General features: G+C 74.5%; 16 protein-coding genes. 8 read left to right on the top strand and 8 right to left on the bottom strand.

Going from position 1 to position 14,759, the window contains the following annotated elements; genetic code table 11:
* Positions 1-14: 14 nt before the first annotated feature.
* The 3 genes from ACR80Q_RS04405 to ACR80Q_RS04395 all read right to left on the bottom strand — a co-directional run bounded on the left by ACR80Q_RS04405 (position 15) and on the right by ACR80Q_RS04395 (position 3,076).
* Positions 15-1,001, bottom strand: a complete 987-nt coding sequence (locus ACR80Q_RS04405) for a DNA-3-methyladenine glycosylase family protein (protein WP_435376337.1) — start codon at positions 999-1,001, stop codon at positions 15-17.
* A gap of 45 nt (positions 1,002-1,046) precedes the next feature.
* The gene (locus tag ACR80Q_RS04400; RefSeq protein ID WP_435376336.1) at positions 1,047-2,003 is read right to left on the bottom strand and encodes a lysylphosphatidylglycerol synthase domain-containing protein; all 957 of its coding nucleotides are present in this window, start codon (positions 2,001-2,003) and stop codon (positions 1,047-1,049) included.
* A gap of 65 nt (positions 2,004-2,068) precedes the next feature.
* Positions 2,069-3,076: a glycosyltransferase family 2 protein gene (locus ACR80Q_RS04395; RefSeq protein ID WP_435376335.1), complete on the bottom strand. Its 1,008-nt coding sequence runs from the start codon at positions 3,074-3,076 to the stop codon at positions 2,069-2,071.
* A gap of 70 nt (positions 3,077-3,146) precedes the next feature.
* On the opposite strand from ACR80Q_RS04395, the gene ACR80Q_RS04390 reads away from it, so the two are divergent.
* Positions 3,147-3,842, top strand: a complete 696-nt coding sequence (locus tag ACR80Q_RS04390; protein ID WP_435376334.1) for a TIGR03089 family protein — start codon at positions 3,147-3,149, stop codon at positions 3,840-3,842.
* Positions 3,843-3,853: 11 nt separating this feature from the next.
* On the opposite strand, the gene rfbD is transcribed toward ACR80Q_RS04390, so the two are convergent.
* The gene (gene rfbD, locus ACR80Q_RS04385) at positions 3,854-4,708 is read right to left on the bottom strand and encodes a dTDP-4-dehydrorhamnose reductase (protein WP_435376333.1); all 855 of its coding nucleotides are present in this window, start codon (positions 4,706-4,708) and stop codon (positions 3,854-3,856) included.
* Between the two features lie 109 nt (positions 4,709-4,817).
* Here rfbD and ACR80Q_RS04380 point away from each other — a divergent pair, with 109 nt between their 5' ends.
* From ACR80Q_RS04380 to ACR80Q_RS04355, 6 genes are all read left to right on the top strand, one after another.
* Complete coding sequence (locus ACR80Q_RS04380; RefSeq protein ID WP_435376332.1) at positions 4,818-5,936, top strand: glycosyltransferase family 4 protein; 1,119 nt, start codon at positions 4,818-4,820, stop codon at positions 5,934-5,936.
* Between the two features lie 13 nt (positions 5,937-5,949).
* Complete coding sequence (locus ACR80Q_RS04375) at positions 5,950-6,738, top strand: CoA transferase subunit A (protein WP_435376330.1); 789 nt, start codon at positions 5,950-5,952, stop codon at positions 6,736-6,738.
* Complete coding sequence (locus ACR80Q_RS04370) at positions 6,735-7,442, top strand: 3-oxoacid CoA-transferase subunit B (RefSeq protein ID WP_435376329.1); 708 nt, start codon at positions 6,735-6,737, stop codon at positions 7,440-7,442. The genes ACR80Q_RS04375 and ACR80Q_RS04370 overlap by 4 nt, the downstream gene beginning before the upstream one ends.
* Positions 7,439-8,425: a UDP-glucose 4-epimerase GalE gene (gene galE, locus ACR80Q_RS04365; protein WP_435376328.1), complete on the top strand. Its 987-nt coding sequence runs from the start codon at positions 7,439-7,441 to the stop codon at positions 8,423-8,425. Before ACR80Q_RS04370 ends, galE begins: the two co-directional genes overlap by 4 nt.
* An 88-nt stretch (positions 8,426-8,513) precedes the next feature.
* The gene (locus ACR80Q_RS04360) at positions 8,514-9,278 is read left to right on the top strand and encodes an O-methyltransferase (protein WP_435376327.1); all 765 of its coding nucleotides are present in this window, start codon (positions 8,514-8,516) and stop codon (positions 9,276-9,278) included.
* Entirely contained in the window at positions 9,275-10,321 is a 1,047-nt protein-coding gene (locus ACR80Q_RS04355) for a lysylphosphatidylglycerol synthase domain-containing protein (protein ID WP_435376326.1), read from the top strand. Before ACR80Q_RS04360 ends, ACR80Q_RS04355 begins: the two co-directional genes overlap by 4 nt.
* Here ACR80Q_RS04355 and ACR80Q_RS04350 read toward each other — a convergent pair.
* Both ACR80Q_RS04350 and rfbB read right to left on the bottom strand, forming a co-directional pair.
* Entirely contained in the window at positions 10,276-10,863 is a 588-nt protein-coding gene (locus tag ACR80Q_RS04350; RefSeq protein WP_435376325.1) for a dTDP-4-dehydrorhamnose 3,5-epimerase family protein, read from the bottom strand. The two genes, ACR80Q_RS04355 and ACR80Q_RS04350, sit on opposite strands and share 46 nt — an antisense overlap.
* A complete protein-coding gene (gene rfbB / locus ACR80Q_RS04345) occupies positions 10,863-11,852 on the bottom strand; it encodes a dTDP-glucose 4,6-dehydratase (protein ID WP_435376324.1) in 990 nt (329 codons plus the stop codon). Before rfbB ends, ACR80Q_RS04350 begins: the two co-directional genes overlap by 1 nt.
* A gap of 43 nt (positions 11,853-11,895) precedes the next feature.
* Between rfbB and rfbA the strand changes: the two genes are divergently transcribed.
* On the top strand, positions 11,896-12,765 hold the full coding sequence (rfbA, locus tag ACR80Q_RS04340; RefSeq protein WP_435376323.1) for a glucose-1-phosphate thymidylyltransferase RfbA: 870 nt from the start codon (positions 11,896-11,898) through the stop codon (positions 12,763-12,765).
* A 1-nt stretch (position 12,766) separates the two neighbouring features.
* Here the strand turns inward: rfbA and ACR80Q_RS04335 are convergent, their stop codons facing one another.
* Together ACR80Q_RS04335 and ACR80Q_RS04330 are read right to left on the bottom strand one after the other, a co-directional pair.
* A complete protein-coding gene (locus tag ACR80Q_RS04335; RefSeq protein WP_435376322.1) occupies positions 12,767-13,741 on the bottom strand; it encodes a GDP-mannose 4,6-dehydratase in 975 nt (324 codons plus the stop codon).
* 5 nt (positions 13,742-13,746) lie between these two features.
* Positions 13,747-14,751 carry a GDP-mannose 4,6-dehydratase gene (locus ACR80Q_RS04330; protein WP_435376321.1) on the bottom strand — a complete coding sequence of 335 codons (1,005 nt, stop codon included), beginning with the start codon at positions 14,749-14,751 and terminating at the stop codon, positions 13,747-13,749.
* Positions 14,752-14,759 lie beyond the last annotated feature (8 nt).

The following is a 14,759-nucleotide window of genomic DNA, read 5'->3' as shown; positions in this document are numbered from 1 at the left end:
CCGACCCGGGCCGCCTACGAGCGGCCGGACGTCGCGGACGGGGTGTGGGTGGGCAGCGTCATCTTGGGACCGCGGCGCGGGCGCACCCGGCCGGCGACCTCGAGCAGGCGCTGCACCCGGTAGCGGTGGCCGGCGTAGCAGGCGATCACCTCGGCGCAGCCGTCGTCGTCCAGCACCTCGCCGGTCAGCGCCCACGACACGTTCTTGGCCACGTGGTAGTCGTCGAAGCTGAACGCGTCGGGGTCGCCGTGGGCCCGCTGCCGGACCTCGGCCGCCGTCCAGCGACCCACGCCGGGCAGGGTCCGCAGGACGGTCTCCACGTCCTGCACGGGCCGGGACAACGTCCCCTCCAGCCGCCCGGCGACGGCTGACGCGCGCATCACCACGGCGCTGCGACGGCCCTCCACCCCGGTGCGCAGCCACTCCCAGCTGGGCACGCGGGCCCAGCCCTGCGGCGACGGCGGCACCATCATCCCGGCGGCCGGTCCCCCGGTCGCGGCCGGTGACCCCGGGGCGGGCTCGCCGTGACGCAGGACCAGCTCGCGCAGGGACCGTCGGGCCTCCTTGCCCGTGACCACCTGCTCCACGGCCGCGCAGACCAGCGCCTCCAGCACGGCCCGGCTGCGGGGCGTCCGCACCCCCGGACGGCTGCGCCAGGCGTCCACCAGCAACGGGTGCTCCGGACGCGGCCGGAAGCCGCCCCAGCCCTCGACGGGGTCGTCGTCACGTCCGCCGAGGAGGTCCGGCACCCCGTCGAGCAGCCAGTCCGCCCCCTGCCCCCAGGCCTGCGCCTCGACGAGGCCGTCGGCGGCCCGGGCCTGCAGCCGCAGCAGCCCGGGGCCCAGGGGGGTCCGGGTGGCCCGCCACAGCACCGTGGGCCCCTCCCACCGGTGCGTGGGGTCGCCCCGGCCGCGCGACAGCGTGCCCAGGGTCCCGGGCAGGTCCACCGGACGCCCGGGCCGCCAGGTCCTGGTCGCACCACCCCCAGCCGCACCGCTCATGGCCGCACCGCTCATGGCCGTACCGCCCTCATGGCCGCGAGCGGCTCATGCCGGTGCCGCCTCGCCGTCCGACCCGCCGGACGACCCGCCGGACGACCCGCCCGTCCCCTCGCGCGTCGCGTCCCGGACCCGCTTCGTCCGGCCCCGCTCCAGCAGCAGGGCGATCCCGGCCAGACCCAGGTCCGCGGTCGTCATCAGGACCCGGGAGACGACCGCGACCAGCAGGGCCCGCCCCGGCGACATCACCCCGGACAGCATCAGCACCAGCGCCGCCTCGCGCGCGCCGGCGCCCGCGGGGCTGACGAAGGTGACGAACCCGACGCACCAGGCCAGCGCGAACGCGGTCACGCTCAGCACGACCAGGCGGGGTGACAGGGCGATGTCGCCGACCCGGGACACCAGGACCAGGGTCTGCGCGCCGATCGCCAGCCAGGACGCCACCGCCCAGCCCGTCGTCCGGAACGCCCCGGCGTAGCTGATGGTGTGCTCCAGCATGGGCCGCCGTGCGAGCGCGAGGACGCGGCGCAGCACCCGGTTGAGCACGGGCGGCCACAGCAGCACCAGCAGCGGCAGGACACCCAGGGCGAGCCAGGTGTACCCGCCGGGCAGCAGGTCGGGCACGAGCGCGAAGCCCGACACCCCGAGCAGCAGGGCGGTGGCGAACACGATGACGACGTGCACGACGGTCGCCGAGGCCGACCGGCGGCGGGAGACGCCGTGGTCGGCGGCCAGCTCGACCTGGGCGACCACGTGCCACAGGCTCCCGGGCAGGTACTTGCCCAGCTGCCCGACCAGGAACACGTGCCCGGCCGCCCGCAGCGACAGGGTGCTGCCCAGGTCGGCCAGGACGGAGCGCCAGGCCACGCCGGACAGCAGGATGTTGGCCACCGTGCACACGAGCGCGAGCACCAGGCTGGTCGGGCCGAGCCGCCGGACCCCCTCGAGGAACTCCTCGCCGTCCAGGGCCAGCGCCACGCCCGCCAGCACGACGGTGACCAGCATGAACCCGTAACGGAAGCCCTTGGACCTCGCCAGCTGCTGCCCCCGCTCGGCGAGGCGGGCTCGGGTCAGGAGCTGTCCCGGGACCTCACGATGAGGTCCGCCAGCAACCCCATCATGCCGATGAGGAGGCCCGTCACCAGGAGCAGGACGGTGTTGTCGGCGAGGGAGAACAGCGCCTGGAACTGGTCGTACACCAGCTTGGCGGAGCCGACGAGCAGCAGCGTGAGCGAGATGGGCAGCAGGATCCGGAGCGGGTCGAAGTACATGACCATCCGCAGGATCTGCAGGATGTAGCGGTAGGCGTCCTTGAAGAACTTGAACTTGGACACCCCGGCACGCTTGCCGTACGTGATGGGCTCGTAACGGATGTCGTGCTGGTTGGACAGGAACGAGATGGTCAGCGTGGTCACGCACGAGAACCCGGGCGGCAGCAGCCGCAGGTACGGCAGCGACACGTCGCGCCGGAACGCCCGCAGACCGGAGTTGAGGTCCGGGATCTTCTGCTTCGTCAGCACCTCGGCGAACTTGCGGATGGCCCACTTGGCGGGCATCCGGGCCCACTTGTGGGTGCCCTCCTCGGTGAGCCGGGCCCCGACGACGTGGTCGAAGGTGGGGTCCTCGAGCAGCATCCGGACGAACTCGGGGATGCGCTCGTTGGGGTAGGTCATGTCGGCGTCGGTCCACACCACGATGTCGCCGAGGGCCTCGCGGGTGCCGATCCGCCGGGCCGTGCCGGCGCCGCCGTTGCGCCGGAACGGCATCAGCCGCATCTTCGGGTACAGGTGCTGGGCGTCCTTGAGGACCTGCAGCGTGGCGTCGGTCGAGGCGTCGTCGATGACGAGCAGCTCGTAGGTCATGCCGTCGGCGTCCATGGCCCGGGTGATGCGCTCCACCTCGGCCAGGACGTGGTCCTGCTCGTTGTAGCAGGGCAGCACCACGGTGGCGGTGAGCCGCGGGGCGACGGCGACCGCCTCGCGCAGGACGAGCGTCGGGGCCGGGGTCGACGAGGGTGCCGTCGAGGACGGCTGGGGCCCGGTCGGGGCCGGGACGGTGGAGGCGCTGGCATCGTTCATGGCCCGGCCAGGGTATCCGCCGGACCTGGGTGCTCCGACGCGGTCAGGGGCGGTGTGCCACCGTGGTCGCGTGCAGATCGCAACGGGCCCGCCCGCACCCGCCCACGGCCCCGCCGACGTGGACGTCGCCCGGTTGGTCCGGACCCTGCAGCAGGACCCACGGCCCCGGCTGACCTGGTACGGCGGCGACGACGCCCGGGTCGAGCTGACCGGGTCGGGGCTCGCGCAGTGGGTGGCCAAGACCGCCCACCTGCTGGGCGAGGAGGCGGACGTCGAACCGGGCTCCACCGTCCAGGTCCTGCTCGGTCCGGACTGGCGGGCCCCCGTCTTCTGGCTGGCGACCTGGTTCCTGGGGGCGCAGGTGGGCCCGGACGCCGCCGCGGCCTCGGACGCCGGCCGGGACCGGCCCGACGTCGTGGTCGTCCCCGAGGGCTCGACGGCACCCGCCGCCGGGGTGGCCGTGGTGGTCGCGGCGGCCGCGCTGCCCCGCCCTGTCGCGGAGCTCCCGCCCGGTGCCGTCGACTACGGCGCCGAGGTGTCCGGCTTCCCGGACCGGCTGCCGTCCCCCGGCCCGGCGACGGTCCTCCGGCTGCGGCTCGGCGCGACGGGACGGACCCTGCTCGGCCCGGGTGCCACGCCGACGCAGGTCGCCACCGTGTGGGCCTCGGGCGGGTCGGTGGTGCTGCACACCGGCCTGGCCGCGAGCGCGCTCGAGCGCGTGCGCGAGCAGGAGAACGTGGACCGGACGGACGTCGACCAGGGCTGAGCGGGCCGCCCTCAGCCCTCGGCGAGGACGTGGTCGGCGGCCTCGGCCCAGCGCAGCCGCCACGGCCCGATCGGCGCGACGCCGACGGCCTTGAGCGAGTCGTGCGACAGCACCGACCACGCGGGGCGCGGCGCCGGGCGTGCGAGCTCCACGCTGCTGATCGGGTCGACCATGTCGGGGTCGCGGCCCACGGTGCGGACGACCTCCATCGCCAGCTCGTACCAGGACGTCCAGCCCGCCGACGTCGCGTGGTAGGTGCCGGCAGGGGCGCCGGCCGCGAGCAGCCGGACGGCCAGGTCGGCGACGTCGACGGTCCAGGTGGGCTGGCCGAGCTGGTCGTCCACCACCTGCAGCACGTCCTGCTCGCGGGACAGGCGGGCGATGGTCCTGGGGAAGCAGGGACCGTGCGCGCCGTACAGCCACGCCGTGCGGAGCACGAGCGCGTCGGCGCCGGAGGCGAGGACCGCCCGCTCCCCCGCGGCCTTCGTGCGGCCGTAGGCCCCGACCGGGCTGAGCGGCGCGTCGGAGGGCACGGGCGTACCGGCCGGCTCGCCCCCCACGACGTAGTCGGTCGACAGGTGCACGAGCCGGGCCCCCGACGCGGCGCAGGCCTCGGCCAGCAGGCCCGCCCCGGTCGCGTTGACGGCGAACGCGGCGTCCTCGTGGGTCTCCGCGTCGTCGACGGCGGTCCAGGCGGCGCAGTTGACCACGACGTCGTGGCCGGCCACCGAGGCGCTCACGGCGTCGCGGTCGGTCACGTCCAGGTCCTCGCGCCCCAGACCGGTCACCTCGTGGTCGGCCTCCAGCAGCGCCGTCACCACGTCCGTGCCGAGCATGCCGGCAGCGCCGGTGACGAGGACGTCCATGGTGCGCAGGCTATCGCCGTCCGGCCCCCCGCCGGCCCCACCGACCCGGCACCGGCCCCGCCCGGTGCTCCGGCGGCAGACCGGGGCGTGGGCCCAGTACGTTCACCGGGTGCACGTGCTGTTCGTCACCCGCAAGTTCCCGCCGCAGACCGGCGGGATGGAGACCCTGGCCAAGGACACCTACGACGCCCTGCTGGCCGGCGGCTCCCGTGTCACGCTGCTGCGCAACGTCCGCAGCGACTGGGCGTCCTGGTGGTGGCTGCCGCTGACGCTGTGGCGGATGGCCCGGGTCATCCGCACCGACCGCCCGGACGTGGTGCTGCTGGGCGACGCCCTGATGAACGCGGTCGCGACCAAGCTGCTGCGGCTGTTCCACCTGCCGCACGCCACGATGGTGATGGGCCTGGACGTCACCTTCGACTCCTCCGTCTACCGCAAGGTCGTGGTGCGCCACCTGCGGGCGGCCCCGCTCATCATCGCCATCAGCAACGCCACCGCCACGGCCGTCCGGGCCGCCGGGGTCGAGGAGGAGCACCTGACGGTGCTGCGGCTGTCGGTCGAGCCGCCCCCGGACATGGCCTCGCGCCGGCAGGCCCGGGCCGAGCTGCGGGAGCGCCTGGGGGTGGGCCCGGACACGGCCGTCCTGCTCACCCTGGGGCGGTTGGTCCGTCGCAAGGGCGTCGCCTGGTTCGTCGCGCAGGTCCTGCCGCACGCCCGCCGCGACGTCGTGCACCTGGTGGCGGGGGCCGGGCCCGCCGAGGACCGGATCCGCCGGGTGGCGCGCAGCAAGGGCCTGCAGGACAGGGTGCGGCTGCTGGGCCGGGTCAGCAGCGCCGACCGTGAGCTGCTGCTGCGCGGGGCGGACCTGTTCGTGCAGCCCAACATCCACGTGTACGGCGACATGGAGGGGTTCGGGCTGGTCAACGTGGAGGCGGCGGTGCGGGACCTGCCGGTCCTCGCGGCCGACATCGAGGGCATCCCCGACGCCGTGGTCGACGGCGAGACCGGCTGGCTGGTGACCTCGCAGGACGCGCCGAGGTGGCGGGCGCGCCTGGACGACGTGCTCACCGACCTGGACCAGCTCGAGGCGACCGGACGCCGCTTCGGCGTCACGGCGCGAGAGCTGTACTCGCCCGAGCGGTTCGCCACGACCCTGCACGACATGCTCCACCGGGTCGCGACGGGCGGGACCACCGCCGTCGAGCTGCACGCCGAGCGCAACAAGTAGATAGGTTCCGCACATGGACATCGTCGTCCCCGACGCCCGCACCGCCGTCGCCGACCTGCGTGACGGGGCCACCGTCGCCGTGGGCGGCTTCGGGCTCTGCGGCATCCCTCGGGTCCTCATCCAGGCCGTCCTCGACGCCGGCACCCGCGACCTCGAGGTCGTGTCCAACAACTGCGGCGTCGACGGCGCCGGGCTCGGGCTGCTGCTCGAGGCCGGCCGGGTCCGCCGCGTCGTGGCCAGCTACGTCGGGGAGAACAAGGAGTTCGCCAGGCAGTACCTGTCGGGCGAGCTCGAGGTCGAGCTGACCCCGCAGGGGACGCTGGCCGAGCGGCTGCGGGCCGGCGGGTCCGGGATCCCGGCCTTCTTCACGCGGACCGGCGTCGGGACGGTCGTCGCCGAGGGCGGCCTGCCGTGGCGGTACGCCGCCGACGGGTCCGTCGCGGTGTCGTCCCCGCCCAAGCGGGTCGAGCGGTTCCCGGCCACGGCCGACCCCGACGGCGACCCCGTGGACCACGTCCTGGAGACGGCCGTCGTGGCCGACGTCGCCCTGGTGCGCGCCGCCCGCGGCGACCGGCTGGGCAACCTGCAGTTCCACGCCTCCGCCCGCAACTTCAACCCGCTGGTGGCGATGTCCGGGCGGCTGTGCGTGGCCGAGGTCGAGGAGCTCGTCGAGCCCGGTGACATCGACCCCGACCACGTCCACCTGCCCGGGGCCTTCGTGCACCGGGTGGTGGTGCTGACCGCCGACCAGGCCCGCGACAAGCTCGTCGAGCGCCGCACCCTCCGACAGGACGCCTCATGAGCGAGACCCCGGCCCCGCCCACGGGCCTCACCCGCCACCAGATGGCCGCCCGCGCCGCGCAGGAGCTCGGCGACGGCGACTACGTCAACCTCGGCATCGGTCTGCCCACCCTGGTCGCCAGCTACGTCCCGGCCGGCATCGAGGTGGTGCTGCAGAGCGAGAACGGCATCCTCGGCGTGGGGCCCTACCCCGACGCCGAGCAGGTGGACCCCGACCTGATCAACGCCGGCAAGGAGACCGTGACGGTGCTCCCGGGCGCGAGCTACTTCGACTCCGCGGCCAGCTTCGCCATGATCCGCGGCGGCAAGATCGACATCGCCCTGCTCGGGGCCATGCAGGTGTCGCCGGCCGGCGACATCGCCAACTGGATGGTCCCGGGCAAGATGGTCAAGGGCATGGGCGGCGCGATGGACCTGGTCCACGGGGCCCGCCGGGTCGTGGTGATCATGGAGCACGTCGCCAAGGACGGCTCGGCCAAGCTCGTCGTCGACTGCACCCTCCCGCTGACCGGGCGCGGGGTGGTGGACCGGGTGATCACCGACCTGGCCGTGCTGGACGTGGACCGCGGCGACCCCGCCGGCGGGTTCGTGCTGCGGGAGCTGGCGCCGGGGGTCACGGTCGAGGCCGTCGTCGCCGCGACGGGCGCCCCGGTCCGGGTGCCGGAGGACCTCGGGGCCGTCCCCGTGCCAGGCTCGACGACATGAGCTGGCTGGTCACGGGCGGAGCGGGGTACATCGGGTCGCACGTCGTGCGGGCCCTGGCGGAGGCGGACCTGCAGCCGGTCGTGATCGACGACCTGTCCTCGGGGTTCGCGCAGTTCGTCCCCGACGACGTCCCGTTCGTGCGGGCGAGCCTCGTCGACCGGGATGCCATCTCGGCCACGCTGCACGAGCACCAGGTGCAGGGCGTCATCCACGTGGCCGGGTTCAAGTACGCCGGGGTGTCGGTGTCGCGCCCGCTGCACACCTACGAGCAGAACGTCACCACGACCGTGAACCTGCTCCAGGCGATGGAGGAGGCCGGCGTCGACCAGGTCGTCTTCTCCTCCAGCGCCGCCACCTACGGGACCCCCGGCACCGACGTGGTGACCGAGTCCACCCCGACGCGGCCGGAGAGCCCCTACGGCGAGACCAAGCTGGTCGGCGAGTGGCTGCTGCGCGACTGCGCGACGGCGAACGGGCTGCGGCACACGTCCCTGCGGTACTTCAACGTGGTGGGCTCCGCCTCGGACGACCTGTACGACGCCAGCCCGCACAACCTCTTCCCGGTGGTGTTCGACCTGCTGTACCGGGGCGGGACCCCGCGCATCAACGGTGACGACTACGCGACGCCCGACGGCACCTGCGTGCGGGACTACATCCACGTCAGCGACCTCGCCGACGCCCACGTCGCGGCCGCGCAGCACCTGGCCGGCGGCAGGTCCCTGGAGCCCGTCTACAACCTCGGCAGCGGCGAGGGGAGCTCCGTCCGCGAGATCATGGACACCATCCGCGACGTCACCGGCATCGACTTCACCCCCGAGGTCTCACCGCGCCGCCCCGGCGACCCGGCCCGGATCGTCGCCGACGGCGCCGCGGCCGCCCGCGACCTCGGCTGGGCGATGCGCCACGACCTGCACGACATGGTGGCGAGCGCGTGGGCGGCCCGGCAGAAGGCCGGCGACGTGTACCCGAGCGCCCGGCGCTGACGGGGTCTGCTCGGGCCGGAGCACCGGGGCCGCCCGACTACCCTTTCGACCGGTGGGGCCGGACGGGCCCGCCGGAGACGGAGAGTGCATGTCGAGGGACCAGGGTCTGCTGCGGGACGTCTACCTGGGGGTCATGACCCGGACCCGGCGCGGCCTCGACCGGACCCGGCTGCTCAACGCGTGGGACCGGCAGGTCGCCCGCAACCCCCGCACCGTGTCGGCCCACCTGCGCACGCTGCTGGCCGTGCACAACGCCGAGGACCTGGTCCGGATGGACCTGCCGTGGTGGACCTACCAGGCGGTCGACGCCGTCGAGGACTTCCTCGGCCGCCTCGACGGCCGGGCCCGGGTCTTCGAGTACGGCTCCGGGGCCAGCACGCTGTGGCTCGCCCGACGCGCCGGCTCGGTGGACGCCGTCGAGCACGAGGCCGGCTGGGCGGTCCGCGTCCGGGAGCTGCTGGCCGGCACCCCCGGCCTGCGGTGCACCCCGGCCGTGCACGTCCCGGCCGTGCCCAGCACCGAGCGTCCGCTGGTCGCCTCGGGCGCCCCCAGCGGCCGTGGCCTCGACTTCTCCGGCTACGTCCACGCCATCGACGAGGTGGAGGGCCAGTTCGACCTGGTCCTCGTCGACGGCCGGGCCCGCGCCGACGTCCTGCTGCACGTGCTGGACCGGGTCGCCCCGGGCGGCCTGGTCCTGCTGGACGACGCCCAGCGGTCGCGCTACCGACCGGCCGTGGACTCCGCCGCCCGACTCGGCTGGCACGTCCGCCGCACCCGCGGGGCCACCCCCTGCCAGCCCCTCCCCCGCGAGACGGTCCTGCTGTCGCGGGACCCCGCCGCGCTGGGCGGGTGAACCGGCTGCCGCCGACCGGCCCGGACGCCGGGTCCGGGGCGGCGGCAGGGGCCGGGGCGCGGACGGGCCGGGCCCGGCTGCTGACCGTGCTGTCGGTGGCGGTCGGCCTCGGCGTCCTCGTGCTGGGCGTCGTCGTGGTCGCGGCCCGCTGGGACGAGGTGTCCACCGCCCTGGCGACGATCGGCTGGGGGCCGGCGACCGCGTGCCTGCTGCTGACCACGGCGGGCGTCGTCGCCACCGGGGAGTGCTGGCGGGTCTGGCTGCGTGCCCTCGGCGGCACCGGCCCGACCACGTCGACGGCGCACCGCGTCTTCTACGTCACGCAGGCCGGCAAGTACGTGCCCGGGTCGCTGTGGCCGGTGCTCGCCCAGGCCGTGCTGGCGGCCCGCTACGGGGTCCCGCGCCCGGCCATGGTGGGGGCGGCGACCCTGTTCCTGCTGCTGCACACCGTGACGGGCGCCGTGGTCGGGGCCGTCGGGGTCGGGGCGACGCTGGCCTCGCAGTGGGGCTGGCTCGTCGTCCCCGTCGTGGTGGGAGGGGTCGTCGTGCTCCTGCCCCCGGTGCTGGGGCGGCTGCTGCACGCGCTGGCGCGCTGGCGCCCGGCGCTGGCCACGGCGTCCCCCGGCTGGGCCGCCACGGGGCGGGCCGTGGCGCTGATGCTGCTGGCGTGGGTCTGCTACGGGACCGCCACCTGGCTGCTGCTGCGGCCCCTGGGGGCGGGGGTCGACGCCCTGCCGCTGGCCGTGGGGGGCTACGCGCTCGCCTGGGTCGTCGGGTTCCTGACCTTCGCCGCCCCGGCCGGGGTCGGGGCGCGGGAGGCCGTGCTGGTGGCCGCCCTGGGGCCGCTCGTCGGGGTGTCGGCGGCGCTGTCCGTCGCCCTCGTGTCGCGGGTGGCCCTCACGGTCGCCGACCTCGGGCTGGCGGCCGCCTCGACGGGGGTGCTCCGCCACGGCGTGCCCGCGCCCCGGACGCGCACCGGTCCCGACCCGGACGGGTCTCAGCCGGCCCAGCGCGGCAGCAGCCCCGACGCCACCGCCTCCTGAAGCGACGGTGCGGCCGCGTCCTTGGCGGACAGCTCCACCCGGAGGTCGGAGCCGTCCCGGCCGGTCGTGGGCCAGTCCACGGCCAGGTCGGGGTCCAGCGGGTGCACCTCGTGCTCGGCCCCCGGGGTGTACGGCGCGGAGCACAGGTAGGCGACGGTGGAGCCGTCGGCGAGGCTCAGGAACGCATGGCCCAGCCCCTCGGCCACGTACACCGCCCGCCGATCGACGTCGTCGAGCAGCACCTGGTCCCAGGTCCCGAACGTGGGGCTGCCCACGCGCAGGTCGACCACCACGTCCAGCACGGCCCCGGCCAGGCACGTGACGTACTTGGCCTGCCCCGGCGGCACGTCGGCGAAGTGGATCCCGCGCAGCGCCCCCGCCGCGGACACCGAGCAGTTGGCCTGGCGCAGGTCGAACCGGTGCCCCACGGCCTCGGTGAACGCGTCGTCGCGGAACCACTCCAGGAACATGCCGCGCGGGTCGCCGTGCAGGCGCGGCGTCACCTCGAGGGCGCCGGGGACGCCGAGCGGTCGGACCTGCATCAGGTCCCCAGACCGGCGCGCTGCTTCAGCGGCTCCCACCAGGCGCGGTGGTCGGCGTACCAGCGCACGGTGCCGGCCAGCCCCTCGTCGAAGCGGACCCGCGGCTGGTAGCCGAGCTCCTCGCGGATCTTCGCGATGTCGACGGAGTAGCGCCGGTCGTGCCCCTTGCGGTCCTCGACCGGCACGACGGCGTCCCAGTCCCGGCCGGTCGCGGCCAGCAGCCGCTCGGTGAGACCGCGGTTCGTCAGCTCCGTGCCGCCGCCGATGTTGTACACCTCCCCCGCCCGACCCCCCTGCAGCACCAGCTGGATGCCGCGGCAGTGGTCGTCCACGTGCAACCAGTCCCGGACGTTGAGCCCGTCCCCGTACAGCGGCACCGTGCCCCCGTCGAGCAGGTTGGTGACGAACAGCGGGATGACCTTCTCGGGGAACTGGTAGGGCCCGTAGTTGTTGCTGCAGCGGGTGATGCAGACCGGCAGCTGGTGGGTGCGGTGGTAGGCGCGCGCGATCAGGTCGCTGCCCGCCTTGGACGCGGAGTACGGGCTGTTGGGCTGCAGCGGCTGCTCCTCCGACCAGGATCCGGTGGGGATGGAGCCGTACACCTCGTCGGTCGAGACGTGGACGAACCGCTCGACCTCGTGGCGCAGCGCGGCGTCGAGCAGCACCTGCGTGCCGACCACGTTGGTCTGCACGAAGTCGGCGGCCCCCCCGATCGAGCGGTCCACGTGCGACTCCGCCGCCAGGTGGACGACGTGGTCGGCCCGCGCCACCAGGGCGTCGACGGCGACGGGGTCCCGGACGTCGGCCACCTCCAGCCGCAGCCGCGGGTCGGCGGCCACCGGGTCGAGGTTGGCCCGGTTGCCGGCGTAGGTGAGCGCGTCGAGCACGACGACCTCGTCGGGCTCGTAGCCGTCGTAGGCCCCCTGCAGGACGCTGCGGACGTAGTGGCTGCCGATGAAACCGGCGCCACCGGTGACGAGCAGTCGCATGAACTCTCCCTGTCTGACGGGGGCCGGCTGACACACTAGGACAGTGAGAGGGATCATCCTGGCCGGCGGAACGGGGACGCGGCTGCACCCGCTCACCAGGTCGGTGAGCAAGCAGCTCGTCCCCGTGTACGACAAGCCGATGATCTACTACCCGCTCACCACGCTCATGCTGGCGGGCGTCGACGACGTGCTGGTGATCACCACCCCGCACGACGGCGAGCAGTTCCGGCGCCTGCTGGGCGACGGGACGCAGTGGGGCCTGTCGATCACCTACGCCACGCAGCCGGAGCCGCGCGGGCTCGCGCAGGCCTTCGTCATCGGGGCCGACTTCGTGGCCGGCTCGTCGGTGGCCCTCGTGCTGGGCGACAACATCTTCTACGGCCCCGGGCTGGGCTCGCAGCTGACCCGGTTCGGCGACGTCGACGGGGCCGCCGTGTTCGCCTACCGGGTCGCGGACCCGCAGCGCTACGGCATCGTCACCTTCGACGCCGACGGCCGGGCCACGCACCTGGACGAGAAGCCGTCGCAGCCACGGTCCAGCTACGCCGTGCCCGGGCTGTACTTCTACGACCACGAGGTCGTCGAGATCGCGGCCGCGCTCGAGCCGTCCGCCCGGGGCGAGTACGAGATCACCGACGTCAACCGCCACTACCTGGACCGCGGCCGGCTGCACGTCGAGGTGCTGCCGCGCGGCACGGCCTGGCTGGACACGGGGACCTTCGACTCGTTGCTCGACGCGGGCAACTACGTGCGCACCATCGAGCAGCGGCAGGGCCTGAAGATCGGCTGTCCCGAGGAGGTCGCCTGGCGTCGGGGCCTGATCAGCACCGACCAGCTGCTGGCCCTGGCCGCCGCCACCGCCAGCAGCGGGTACGGCACCTACCTGGCGGGGCTCCCGCAGGACCCGGGCTGACTCAGCCCGGGCCACCCTGCCGGGTGCCGTCCTGCCCGGTGAGGGCCAGGTCGGCCCGCACCATCCGGGCGACCACCTCCGTGAACTCCACCGTCGGTCGCCAGCCCAGGGCACGTCGGATCCGGCTCGCGTCGCCCACCAGCTCGACCGCGTCGACGGGCCGCACGAACCGGGGGTCGACGTGCACCAGGTGCTCCCACCCGGTCACGCCGGCCGCCGCGAACGCCGCGGCCACGAACTCGCGGACGCTGTGGCCCTCCCCCGTCGCGACCACGTAGTCGTCGGGCCGCTCGGCCCGCGCCATCCGGACCATGGCGTCGACGTGGTCCGGCGCCCAGCCCCAGTCCCGCCGTGCGTCCAGGTTGCCGACCCGCAGCTCGTCCGCCGTCCCGGCGACGATGGCGGCGACGGTGGAGGTGATCTTGCGGGTGACGAAGGTCGCCGGGCGTCGGGGCGACTCGTGGTTGTAGAGCACGGCGGCGCCCACGTGGTGGCCCGCCTGCCGGTAGACGCCGCCCAGGTGCAGGGCGAACGCCTTGGCGGCCCCGTAGGGCGAGCTCGGCCGGACCGGGGTCCGCTCGTCCTGCGGTGAGGTGGTGGCCGCTCCGAACACCTCGGCGCTCGAGGCGAGCACCACCCTCGGCCCGTCGCCGGTGCCGCCCGGGAAGCAGGCCTCCAGCAACCTCGCGACCGAGGTCCCCGTCACCTCCGCGCTGGTGCCCGCCTGGGCCCAGGACGTGGCCACCGACGACATCCCCGCCAGGTGGAACACGACGTCCGGACGGACCGCGGGCAGCAGGTCGGCGAACGTCGAGGCGGAAGCGAGGTCGCCGTGGTGCACCTGCACCCCGGGGACGACCCGCTCGTCGGGCGAGCGCACGAGGCCGTGCACCTGCCAGCCGTCGGCGAGCAGGCGTTCGGCCAGGTAGCTGCCGTCCTGCCCGGTGACCCCGGTGACGAGGGCGCGTCCCGACACGTCGCTCAGGCCGGCAGCCGGCGCTGCTCGGCCAGGTCGCTGTCGACCATCATCCGGACCAGCTCGCCGAAGCCGACGGTCGGCTTCCAGCCGAGCCGCTCCTGCGCCTTGGACGGGTCGCCGATGAGCATGTCCACCTCGGCGGGGCGGAAGAACGCCGGGTCCTGCACCACGCGGTCCGACCAGTCGTCGACGCCGACGTGGGCGAACGCGACGTCCAGGAGGTCCCGGATGGAGTGGGCCTCCCCGGTGGCCACCACGTAGTCGTCGGCCTCGTCCTGCTGCAGCATGCGCCACATCGCGTCGACGTAGTCCCCGGCGAAGCCCCAGTCGCGCCGGGCCTCCAGGTTGCCCAGCGTGATGACGTCCTGACGACCGAGCGCGATCCGGGCCACGGCCTGCGTCACCTTGCGGGTCACGAACTCCGGCCCCCGCCGCGGCGACTCGTGGTTGAACAGGATCCCGCTCGAGGCGTGCATGCCGTAGGACTCGCGGTAGTTGATGGTCATGTAGTGCCCGAACACCTTGGCCACGCCGTACGGCGAGCGCGGCCACAGCAGGGTGGTCTCCCGCTGGGGGACCTCCTGCACCCGACCGAACATCTCCGAGCTGGACGCCTGGTAGAACCGCACCCGGCCGACGTCGGACCCGGAGTGCAGCCGCACGGCCTCCAGCATGTTGAGCACACCCTGGGCCGTGACCTCGGTCGTCAGGTGGGCGTTCTGCCAGGAGTAGGCGACGTAGCTGATGGCGCCCAGGTTGTAGACCTCGTCCGGGCGCGAGGACTCCAGCGCCCGGAGCAGGCTGGACAGGTCCGTGAGGTCGCCCGTCAGCTGCTGGACGCCGGGCACCTCGGCGGCCAGGACGGCCGCCTTCGGGTTGTTCTGGCCCCGGACCAGCCCGAACACCTCGTACCCCTTGGACAGCAGGAGCTCGGCGAGGTACATGCCGTCCTGGCCGGTGATGCCGGTGACGAGGGCGCGGCGGGCGGGAGACGCTGACGTGGGCACGAGGCAGG

The organism is Aquipuribacter aurantiacus (assembly GCF_051216895.1).
Lineage (GTDB): Bacteria > Actinomycetota > Actinomycetes > Actinomycetales > JBBAYJ01 > Aquipuribacter.
This window is presented reverse-complemented; position numbering and strand designations above follow the sequence as displayed.

What these genes read in the sequence shown, in the direction of transcription:
- ACR80Q_RS04405 (WP_435376337.1), bottom strand. Translation starts at nt 1,001, where the DNA reads ATGAGCGGTGCGGCTGGGGGTGGTGCGACCAGGACCTGGCGGCCCGGG.
- ACR80Q_RS04400 (WP_435376336.1), bottom strand. Translation starts at nt 2,003, where the DNA reads ATGCTGGTCACCGTCGTGCTGGCGGGCGTGGCGCTGGCCCTGGACGGC.
- ACR80Q_RS04395 (WP_435376335.1), bottom strand. Translation starts at nt 3,076, where the DNA reads ATGAACGATGCCAGCGCCTCCACCGTCCCGGCCCCGACCGGGCCCCAG.
- rfbD (WP_435376333.1), bottom strand. Translation starts at nt 4,708, where the DNA reads ATGGACGTCCTCGTCACCGGCGCTGCCGGCATGCTCGGCACGGACGTG.
- ACR80Q_RS04375 (WP_435376330.1), top strand. Translation starts at nt 5,950, where the DNA reads ATGGACATCGTCGTCCCCGACGCCCGCACCGCCGTCGCCGACCTGCGT.
- ACR80Q_RS04370 (WP_435376329.1), top strand. Translation starts at nt 6,735, where the DNA reads ATGAGCGAGACCCCGGCCCCGCCCACGGGCCTCACCCGCCACCAGATG.
- galE (WP_435376328.1), top strand. Translation starts at nt 7,439, where the DNA reads ATGAGCTGGCTGGTCACGGGCGGAGCGGGGTACATCGGGTCGCACGTC.
- ACR80Q_RS04360 (WP_435376327.1), top strand. Translation starts at nt 8,514, where the DNA reads ATGTCGAGGGACCAGGGTCTGCTGCGGGACGTCTACCTGGGGGTCATG.
- ACR80Q_RS04350 (WP_435376325.1), bottom strand. Translation starts at nt 10,863, where the DNA reads ATGCAGGTCCGACCGCTCGGCGTCCCCGGCGCCCTCGAGGTGACGCCG.
- rfbB (WP_435376324.1), bottom strand. Translation starts at nt 11,852, where the DNA reads ATGCGACTGCTCGTCACCGGTGGCGCCGGTTTCATCGGCAGCCACTAC.